We start from the raw sequence: 8,674 nt of genomic DNA, 5'->3' as shown, positions 1-8,674 counted from the left end.
GGTGGGGAGAGGGGTGGGAACGGGGCTGCGGGCAGGGCTTCTCGCGGGCCGAGCGGCGGGCGGCTTTCCCGCCCCGGGGGCCCGGTCCTCCGATGTCTGCTGAAGGATCCCTTCCGTTCGATGGGTGGACGGTGGCTGCTCGCGCAGGAGGCGTGCTCGCTTTTCGGGGCGGAGGGCGCGCGAAGTGCCGGGAGTGCCCCAAGGGGACGCCGGATGTTCACATCCGTGCATCAGGTTCACGCTGTGGGCTGGTGGCGTGGAACAGAGTCCCGGTCGAACCCGGCCGGGTCAATGGTCCGGACCGATGAGGTCGGATCCTTTTCCGGCCAAAGTCCCGAAGACGCAAGGGGCTTGACGACTCCGACGGGGAGGGGCCACCTTGTACGGCACCCGTAAGGAAAGTTTCCTAACAGAAGGGTCCCCCCACCGTGCGCTCTCGAACCCTGACCCTCGCGGCGGCCGTCGGCGCCGCCCTCCTCGCCGGCGCCGCCCTCCCCGCCAACGCCTCCGGACTCGCCGCCGGCTCAGGCCGGGGCGCCGCGGCCCCCGCCTCCGCGCAGGAGGGCTCGGTGAGCGCCGCGGACCTGCTCGCCAAGGTGACGTCCTGCTCGCAGATATCGAACGGGAAGTACAAGACCGACGACGAGACCTCGGCCACCGTGCCGGTGTGCGGCAAGAACGGCGCGGTCTTCTGGAAGGCCGACATGGACGTCGACTGCGACGGCCAGCGGACGTCCAAGTGCAGCGAGGACACCGACCCCTGGTACCAGGACGACACGGCCTTCCACCAGTCGAACGGCAAGCCGCTGCGCGCCGACACCCTCCCCTACGTGGTCGTTCCGAGCTCCAGCTCGATCTGGAACTACGGCTCGGCCGGCATCAAGGGCGGCGGTGTCGTCGCCGTCGTCTACCAGAACAAGGTCGAGTACGCCGTCGTCGGCGACACCGGGCCCACGAAGATCATCGGCGAGGCCTCGTACGCGACGGCCAAGGCCCTCGGCATCGACCCGGACCCGGAGAACGGCGGCACCGACTCCGGCGTCACCTACATCCTGTTCAAGAACTCCCAGGTGTCCCCCATCGAGAGTCACAGCGCGGCCGTGACCCTCGGCGACAGGCTGGCCCAGACGTTCCTGCGCAACAACTAGCGGGGCCCTGCGGGCGGGGGGCTCCGTCCGGGCGGACGACGGCCCGGGCCGGCTGGAGCCTCCGGGGCGGGCTCGGGTCGTGGGTGACGGTGCGTCAGCGGCTGCGGGGCGCGTACATGATCACGGCCATGCCGGCGAGGCAGACCAGAGCGCCGACCACGTCCCAGCGGTCCGGGCGGTAGCCGTCGGCGACCATGCCCCAGGCGATCGAGCCCGCGACGAAGATCCCGCCGTAGGCGGCGAGGATGCGTCCGAAGTCGTCGTCCGACTGGAGGGTGGCCACGGCTCCGTACAGGCCCAGCGCGACCACGCCGGCGCCGATCCACGCCCAGCCCCTGTGCTCGCGGATGCCCTGCCACATCAGCCAGGCGCCGCCGATCTCGAACAGGGCGGCGACGACGAACAGGGACACGGAACGCACGACGGTCATGGTCGTCGAGGCTACCGGCGGCCCCCGGAGGCGAAGAGGACCGGGGCGCCGCCGGGCGCCGCCCACGGCCGTGTCCCGTCGTGCGGGGTCGTGGAGCGTGTCGGCGGCGCGTGTGCGTCGTGCGGGTCAGCGGTGCGGGTGCGGGTCCGTCGGTGTGCCGGTGGCGCCGGTGTGCGGGGGTCAGCGGCACACCGGCGTCACCGGCCGGCGGCCGCCGTCACCGTCGTCGGGTCCACGCCGGTCAGTTCGACGACGCGGTGCGGCGACACACCGGCGGCCAGCGCCCGTCCGATCAGCTCGTCCCGGCCGTCGGCACTGTCCCGGTACGCGAGGAGTTCCTCCTCCACGTCCGCGAGCGCCGCCGGAGCCGCCTGCCGCCGCACCCGGGCCAGCTCCTCCTCGCTCAGCGGGACCGGCAGACGCTCCGCTCCCTCCGGGACGGCCCCCCGCTCCTCGGGCGGGAGCAGCCGCAGGAGCGGGGAGGCCGCCGAGCTGTCCTGCGCGGCCAGCCACGCCCGCACGGCGGGGGTGTCCATGCAGGCGAGGTCGCCGACGGCGGCCGGAGAGACGCCGAGCGTGATGGTCGCGTCGTCGAGCAGGAACAGGTAGGCGTCGTCGGTCATGCTCACTCCTTCTGCGGGGAGCGGCCGCGTGGGGGGCGGCCGGTCGACGTCCCTTTACCCCGCCGCGGCGGAATTACCGTCCCGACCGGGGGCCCGAACAGGTGACGTCCGCCGCCGGGAGTTCACCGGTGCGCAGGTAGGCGTTGACCGTGCGGTCGGCGCACTCGTCGCCGTAGGCCCCGTAGACGCCGTGCCGGTCGGAGCCGGTGACGGTGACCAGGCGCGAGCTGGGCCAGGCGTCGTGCATCGCGCTCGCCCCGGCGTAGACGGTGCGGGGGTCGCCCGTCGCGTTGACCATCAGTGCGGGGAAGTCGTGCCGCACGGCGGTGGGGCGTTCGCGGGGGCGGTCCCAGAACGCGCACGGGGTGATGTCGTGGGTGAACGGTCCCATCAGCGGGTGGAGTCGACGGCTGCGCCGCACGTCCCGCCAGTAGACGTCGGGGTCGCGCGGGGCGGCAGCGTCGCCGCAGAGGATCGCGGTCTGCACGCTGCCGTAGGCCGATCCGCCGTCGCCGCCCTTCAACAGGAAGTCCAGGCCGCTCGCGAAGTCGGCGTCCGGTTCGGCGTGCCGGCCCTGGGCGGCCCGGTGCAGGGTGCGGACGGCGGACGCGAACGACCGCCGGGCCTCGTCGGTGTCGTCCGACAGGCCGTTGAAGACGACGAACGGCACGGTGTGGACGTCGAGTCGGTAGGTCCCCGACGCCCCTCCGCCGACGACCAGGGGCCGCTCGGCGGCCGTGCGGACGATGCGGTCGACGGTGGCCAGGACGGCCTTCCGGGTCGTCCCCAGGCCGTACTCGGCGTCCCTGCCGGCGGCCCAGGCGGCCCAGTGGCCCAGCGCCCGCTCGTTGGCGTCCTCGGTGCCGACCAGCAGCCGGGGGCTGTAGCGGGCCGGGTCGATCACGCCGTCGAGGACCATGCGGTCGATGCGGCCGGGGAACATCGTGGCGTAGACCTCGCCGAGGTACGTGCCGTACGAGTAGCCCAGGTAGGAGATGCGGCGTTCGCCGAGGGCCGCGCGGACGACGTCCATGTCGCGTGCGGTGTTGCGGGTGGTGACGTACGGCAGCACGTCCGCGTGCGTCGTGCGGCACCGGTCGGCCAGGTCCCGGGCGAGGGCCGTCACGCGGGCGAAGCCGGCCCGGTCCTCGCCGGCCCAGCGGAAGGGACTGCCCGTGGGCCAGCCGCAGTCCAGCGCGGTGCTGCGGCCGACGAACCGGGGGTCCACCCCCACGATGTCGTAGCGACCGGCCACGTCCTTCATCGCGTCGTGCACCCACGGCGGGTCGGCGATGCCCTGTCCGCCGGGGCCGCCGGAGTTGAGCAGGAGCGCGCCGACCCGATGGGCCGTGTCGGCCGCCCTGATCCGCGAGAGGGCGACGGTGATCGTACGGCCGTCGGGACGGCTGTAGTCGAGGGGCACGGTGACGTCGGCGCAGCGGGCCCCTGCCTTCTCCAGGGCCTCGCCGGTGGCGTCGCCCGGGCCGAGGACGCAGCTCTTCCAGGTCAGCCGCTGGTGGTGGTAACGGGCCAGGGCATCGTCCGACGCCCGTGCGGGCGCGGTGGTCGACGCCTCGGCGGCCGTGCCGGTGGCCGTCGTCGCGCGCGTTGCGGCGACGGAGGCGACGGCCGGGGCCGGGGCGGAGCCCGTGGGTGAGGCCCCGGTGGGCAGGACGGCCAGACCCGCGGTGGCGGTCAGGGCGAGCGCCGTGGCACGCAGACTCATGCGGACTCCTTGGCGGTGCGGGGGTTGCGGGCGTCGGGCGCGCGCGGGGCGGGGGGCGCGGTGGCGTGGCCGCGCGGGGCGTGGGGCGAGGCGGGGGACCGCGACGGGCGGCCTTCGCACAGGGCCGCCTCGACCACCGCGCGGAAGTCGGCTTCGGCCTGCTCGGTGGAGGGGACCTCGTTGAGCGCGACGGCGACGCGGCGCCCGCCGGGACCCACCGCGCCGAGCGCGCGATGACCACCCGGCACGGTCCCCGCGTGGCCCCACCACACCCCGCCGCAGGGCAGCGGGCTGGAGATCAGTCCCAGGCCGTAGCGGGCGCCCGGCCACAGCCGGTCCGGGTCGGCGGCCACCGTGCGGCGCATCTGCGCCAGCTGCTCCGGGGGCAGCAGCCGGCCGTCGAGCAGGGCGCCGAAGAACCGTTCCAGGTCGCCCGGCGAGGAGACCAGTGCGCCGCCGACGCCGCCGAACGTCATGTTCCAGTCGGTGCCGTCCGTGCGCGCCGCGTCCGCGCCGGGCGCGTAGTAGCTGTGCGAGTGCGGGCCGCGCAGGCGCGGGTCGTCGCCGGGCCAGTAGGTGTCGCGCAGGCCCAGCGGCCGGATGATCCGGCGGGTGACCTCCGACTCGGCCGACCGGCCGGTGACCTGCTCGATGACCAGACCGGCGACCAGGTAGTTGGTGGTCGCGTAGTGGAAGCCGGAGCCGGCCGGCGGCCCGGGGGCCGGCAGGGTCAGGGCCCGGGCGATCAGTTCGCGCGGGGTGAAGTGGCGGTAGCGCAGCCTTTCCACGTGCTGCCACTCCGGGGCGTCGAGGTAGTCGGGGAGCCCGCTGGTGTGCCGGAGCAGCTGTCGCACGGTGATCTTCCGGCCGTCGTGGCCGTTGCCGGCGATCAGCCCCGGGAGCCGGCGGGCCACGGGCTCGTCCAGGTCGACGCGGTGTTCGGCGGCGAGCTGGAGGAGGACCGTCGCGGTGAACGTCTTGGTGACGCTCCCGGCCCGCAGCCGGTCCCGGGCGTTCATGGGCGGCCCGCGGCGAGGTCGGCCGTTCCGGTCGCGTCGTTCCAGCGGCCGCACACCGGATCGGTGACGCCGACGGCGGCCCCGGCGAGGCCGTCCGCCTCGGTCAGTCTGCGCAGGGTCCGATGCAGGGCGGTGTGCGGTCCGCAGCCGGGTAAGGAGGCGGTTTCGGCGGCGGACGGGTGCGCAGAGGCGGCGGGCCGGGCCGACGCGCCCGCGGAGGCGGAGGCCGGGGAGCCGGACGCCGCCAGCGCCAGGGCGGCGGCCAGGGCGGCCGTCGCCGTCGCCGCGCGTGGATGATGGAGAAGTCGCATGCGGTGTGACGTTAGGGTTCCCGGGCCCTCGAATCACTCCTGCCAGCGCCCGGCTGCGAGGGGTGCCAGCACCACCGATGCGCTTCGGGGTGGCCCCCGGCGCGGACGGACGGGTCCGCTGTGTCCTGGTTGGTCTGCGCCGGGCCGGGCACTTGGCAGGGGACCGATTCCCGGTGTCCTGGAGGTGTGGTGTGGCGGTACGGCATCGTCTGATCAAGGTGAGTCCGCGGACCGTGTGGGCCGTTCTCTCGGACGGCAGCCGCTACGCGGACTGGGTGGTGGGGACCGCGTCGTCCGAACCCGTGCGGGGCCGGTGGCCGCAGGTCGGTGCGGCGATCGCCTACGAGGTGCGCCTCGGCCCGCTCCGGCTGACCAACGAGACGGTCGTCCGGCACTGCGAGGAGGGCTCGGAGCTGGAGCTCGAGGCGCACGCGGGCGTGCTGGGCACCGCGCGGATCGCCATCGAGCTGCGTCCCTGGGGCGAGCACTGCCTGGTCATCGTCGACGAACACCCTTTGCAGGGCGCGGGCGGGCGGCTGCACAACGCCGGCGCCGAGGCGCTGATCCAGCTGCGGCACCGTGCGATGCTCGCCCGGCTCGCCGGGGTCTGCGAGGAGCAGGAGCGCTCCGAACGGTCGAAACGCTCCCGGGAGCGCAGCACGGCCGCCCGCTGATTCGACGGAGCGCGCCCCGAGCCGACACGACGCGACGCGATCTGATGATCGGCCCGGCGCTCCGCCGGCCGCCCGGAAGGGGACACGGGCCGTTCCGCCGACGCGGCCGGGGTGCGCCGGCAGGTCGCGCAGCGGCGGCCGGGCGGGCCTGGCGACCCGTACAGTTGAGGGTGCGGTTCATCCGTCTTCGGCCCGGTCAGACCCACCGCTACCCCACCGGAACGTTCATGCGACGCCCGTCCACCGGCACGGACCACGACCCCGACGCCCTGTTCGGACTCGACGCCCTCGGTCCCGGGCCCACGGTCCGCAACCCGGCCCGGCCGTCCTTCCGTGACTCCGACACCGCGCGCCGACTGCTGCCCGTGCGCGAGATCCACGCCGAACCGGCGGCCGCGGCCTCCCCACGCGGCCGGCAGATCATCGCCCGGTTCCCCGGGGCCCGGGTCGTCGAGGTCGCGTCCCACTGGGGCATCCCCGGACTGCACGGCAACGAGGGCAACGTCGCGCGCTGGGTGCGCGTCAAGGGCGAGACGCTCGTCCTCGGCGAGCGGAAGTCGCCGCGCACCCGCCCCAACGGCCGGTCGGCGGACTGGATCGCCCCGGGCGCCTCCAACGGCTGCGCGATGGCCTGCGCCTACTGCTACGTGCCGCGCCGCAAGGGGTACGCCAACCCCGTCACCGTCTTCACCAACATCGACCGGATCATCGCTCACATCGGCCGGCACATCGCCCGGCAGGGCCCCAAGCCCGAGCCCAACCAGTGCGACCCACAGGCCTGGGTGTACGACATCGGCGAGAACGGCGACTGTTCGGTGGACGCTCTGATCTGCGACAACACCGCGGATCTCGTGCACGCCTTCCGGCAGTGGCCGACCGCCAAGGCCTCCTTCGCCACCAAGTTCGTCAACCCCGACCTGCTGGCGCTGGACCCGGGCGGCCGCACCCGCGTCCGCTTCTCGGTCATGCCCCCGCAGGACTCCCGGCTGCTGGACCTGCGGACCTCGCCGGTCGCCGAGCGGATCGCCGCCGCCGCCGACTTCCTGGACGCGGGGTACGAGGTGCACTTCAACCTCTCCCCCGTCGTCGTCCGCCCCGGCTGGGAGGAGGCGTGGGCCGAACTCCTCGACCACCTCGACGACGTCCTGCCGGACCGGGTGAAGCGGCAGGCCGCCGCCGAGGTGATCATGCTGACGCACAACCAGGAGCTGCACGAGGTCAATCTGGGCTGGCACCCGCAGGCCGAGGAGGTCCTGTGGCGGCCGGACCTACAGGAGACCAAGCGCTCCGAGAACGGCGCCCTGAACGTCCGCTACGCAGCCGCCGGCAAGGCGCGGGCGGTGGAGCGGCTCCGTGCGCTGGTCGCCGACCGGGCGCCCTGGCTGCGCATCCGGTACGCGTTCTGAGCCCGGGCGTGACGCGACGGGGTCACGAGGCGCCCCTCCCCGTCGCGTCAGGCCGCCTGGACGAGTTCGGCGCGGCCGAACAACAGGGCGTAGCCGGCGGGCAGCCGGGCGAGGATCCGGCTGAGGAGGTCCTCACCGGCCAGCTGGGCCACGACCCGCAGGACGGTGCCCGCGTCCCACCGGGCGGTGGCGGGCGTGCCGCCGGTGCCCGAGGCCAGGTCCTTGACGAAGCCCCAGCCGGTGAGGCTCTCCGTGGCGGGGATCTCGGCGGTGAGGACGCGCGCCGCCTCCCGCGGCAGCCGGGCGGCGAGTTCCACGCGCTCGTCGCCGGTGACCTGACGGCCGAGGGCGGCCAGCACGGCGTGCACGGACTCCTCGGCACGGGCGCGGGTCGGGTACGCGCCTTCGTACCGCACTCTTTCCAGCATCTGCTCGAACGTCGTGCCGACGGTGGTCGGGCGTTCCTGCAGCGAAATCATCGGTGACGCGGATGCCTTTCTCGTCCGGGGCGCGCGCGTCGGCGGCCGGGGCTCGCCCGCCGGCCGCCGACGTCGCTCGCGGTCGGGGATGGGGGGGGTGGTGCGGCGCTGCGGGGAAGCGGGCTCAGCCGCGGATCTCCTTGTGGGCGGAGCCGCCGCCGATGGCGACCTTGCGGGGCTTGGCGCGCTCGGCGATCGGGATGCGCAGGGTGAGCACACCCGCGTCGTAGTCGGCCTTGATGCGCTCGGTGTCCAGGGTGTCGGCCAGCACGACCTGGCGGGAGAACACGCCCAGGGGCCGCTCGGAGAGTTCCATCTGCACGTCGTCCGCCTTGGCGACGGGCCGCCGCTCGGCCTTGACGGTCAGCATGTTCCGCTCGACGTCGACGTCGATCGCGTCCGGCGAGACGCCGGGCAGGTCGAGGGCGATGACGTACTCCTCGCCCTCGCGGTAGGCGTCCATCGGCATCGCCGACGGCCGCGACCAGGTGCCGGGCGTGTGCAGGAGCTGCTGGGTGAGTCGGTCGAGCTCGCGGAACGGGTCGGTGCGCATGAGCATCGGGGGACACCTCCAGTGAGTTCGGGTCGGCTTGTGACTGCCGATGCGGTTGACCTGCCATCGTTGTAACATGTCATCGAAGTGATGACAAGCCGAGTGTCGTCGACACGATGACAGTGCGCCAGGAGGCCCCATGACCACCGACGACAAGTCCGTCGCCCGCGCCCGCGACGTCACCCCCTCCTCCTTCCTGGCCGCCGCGGCGCTCCACACGATCCACGAGGCCCTGCGCACGGCCGGGACGACGCCGGACGACCGCTTCCCGGCCGGGGGGAAGGGTGCGGAGCCGGGCGGGGAGG

General features: G+C 74.1%; 10 protein-coding genes. 3 read left to right on the top strand and 7 right to left on the bottom strand.

The window, feature by feature from the left end; genetic code table 11:
• The first annotated feature begins 428 nt into the window (after positions 1-428).
• On the top strand, positions 429-1,148 hold the full coding sequence (locus tag KMS84_RS36370; RefSeq protein ID WP_256920816.1) for a glycoside hydrolase family 75 protein: 720 nt from the start codon (positions 429-431) through the stop codon (positions 1,146-1,148).
• 94 nt (positions 1,149-1,242) lie between these two features.
• Here KMS84_RS36370 and KMS84_RS36365 read toward each other — a convergent pair whose 3' ends face one another.
• The 5 genes from KMS84_RS36365 to KMS84_RS41165 form a co-directional block, all read right to left on the bottom strand.
• Complete coding sequence (locus KMS84_RS36365; protein WP_256920815.1) at positions 1,243-1,578, bottom strand: YnfA family protein; 336 nt, start codon at positions 1,576-1,578, stop codon at positions 1,243-1,245.
• 197 nt (positions 1,579-1,775) lie between these two features.
• Complete coding sequence (locus KMS84_RS36360) at positions 1,776-2,201, bottom strand: DUF6003 family protein (protein WP_256920814.1); 426 nt, start codon at positions 2,199-2,201, stop codon at positions 1,776-1,778.
• 73 nt (positions 2,202-2,274) lie between these two features.
• Complete coding sequence (locus KMS84_RS36355) at positions 2,275-3,927, bottom strand: alpha/beta hydrolase (RefSeq protein ID WP_256920813.1); 1,653 nt, start codon at positions 3,925-3,927, stop codon at positions 2,275-2,277.
• Positions 3,924-4,946 (bottom strand): serine hydrolase domain-containing protein, encoded by a 1,023-nt coding sequence (locus KMS84_RS36350; protein ID WP_306425514.1) that lies wholly within the window; start codon positions 4,944-4,946, stop codon positions 3,924-3,926. The genes KMS84_RS36355 and KMS84_RS36350 overlap by 4 nt, the downstream gene beginning before the upstream one ends.
• Positions 4,943-5,257 (bottom strand): hypothetical protein, encoded by a 315-nt coding sequence (locus KMS84_RS41165; protein ID WP_306425513.1) that lies wholly within the window; start codon positions 5,255-5,257, stop codon positions 4,943-4,945. The genes KMS84_RS36350 and KMS84_RS41165 overlap by 4 nt, the downstream gene beginning before the upstream one ends.
• 191 nt (positions 5,258-5,448) lie before the next feature.
• On the opposite strand from KMS84_RS41165, the gene KMS84_RS36345 reads away from it, so the two are divergent.
• Entirely contained in the window at positions 5,449-5,931 is a 483-nt protein-coding gene (locus KMS84_RS36345; RefSeq protein WP_256920812.1) for an SRPBCC family protein, read from the top strand.
• A gap of 227 nt (positions 5,932-6,158) precedes the next feature.
• The gene (locus KMS84_RS36340) at positions 6,159-7,337 is read left to right on the top strand and encodes a spore photoproduct lyase family protein (RefSeq protein WP_256920811.1); all 1,179 of its coding nucleotides are present in this window, start codon (positions 6,159-6,161) and stop codon (positions 7,335-7,337) included.
• A gap of 47 nt (positions 7,338-7,384) precedes the next feature.
• On the opposite strand, the gene KMS84_RS36335 is transcribed toward KMS84_RS36340, so the two are convergent.
• Together KMS84_RS36335 and KMS84_RS36330 are read right to left on the bottom strand one after the other, a co-directional pair.
• Positions 7,385-7,816, bottom strand: a complete 432-nt coding sequence (locus tag KMS84_RS36335) for a DUF2267 domain-containing protein (RefSeq protein ID WP_256920810.1) — start codon at positions 7,814-7,816, stop codon at positions 7,385-7,387.
• 124 nt (positions 7,817-7,940) lie between these two features.
• Complete coding sequence (locus KMS84_RS36330; RefSeq protein WP_256920809.1) at positions 7,941-8,375, bottom strand: Hsp20/alpha crystallin family protein; 435 nt, start codon at positions 8,373-8,375, stop codon at positions 7,941-7,943.
• Positions 8,376-8,674 lie beyond the last annotated feature (299 nt).

Source organism: Streptomyces hilarionis (assembly GCF_024539675.1).
Classification (GTDB): Bacteria; Actinomycetota; Actinomycetes; order Streptomycetales; family Streptomycetaceae; genus Streptomyces; species Streptomyces hilarionis.
This window is presented reverse-complemented; position numbering and strand designations above follow the sequence as displayed.

Bases quoted from the DNA above. Each gene is read 5' to 3' on its own strand.
- KMS84_RS36365 (WP_256920815.1), bottom strand. From the start codon at position 1,578: ATGACCGTCGTGCGTTCCGTGTCCCTGTTCGTCGTCGCCGCCCTGTTC.
- KMS84_RS36360 (WP_256920814.1), bottom strand. From the start codon at position 2,201: ATGACCGACGACGCCTACCTGTTCCTGCTCGACGACGCGACCATCACG.
- KMS84_RS36355 (WP_256920813.1), bottom strand. From the start codon at position 3,927: ATGAGTCTGCGTGCCACGGCGCTCGCCCTGACCGCCACCGCGGGTCTG.
- KMS84_RS36350 (WP_306425514.1), bottom strand. From the start codon at position 4,946: ATGAACGCCCGGGACCGGCTGCGGGCCGGGAGCGTCACCAAGACGTTC.
- KMS84_RS41165 (WP_306425513.1), bottom strand. From the start codon at position 5,257: ATGCGACTTCTCCATCATCCACGCGCGGCGACGGCGACGGCCGCCCTG.
- KMS84_RS36340 (WP_256920811.1), top strand. From the start codon at position 6,159: ATGCGACGCCCGTCCACCGGCACGGACCACGACCCCGACGCCCTGTTC.
- KMS84_RS36335 (WP_256920810.1), bottom strand. From the start codon at position 7,816: ATGATTTCGCTGCAGGAACGCCCGACCACCGTCGGCACGACGTTCGAG.
- KMS84_RS36330 (WP_256920809.1), bottom strand. From the start codon at position 8,375: ATGCTCATGCGCACCGACCCGTTCCGCGAGCTCGACCGACTCACCCAG.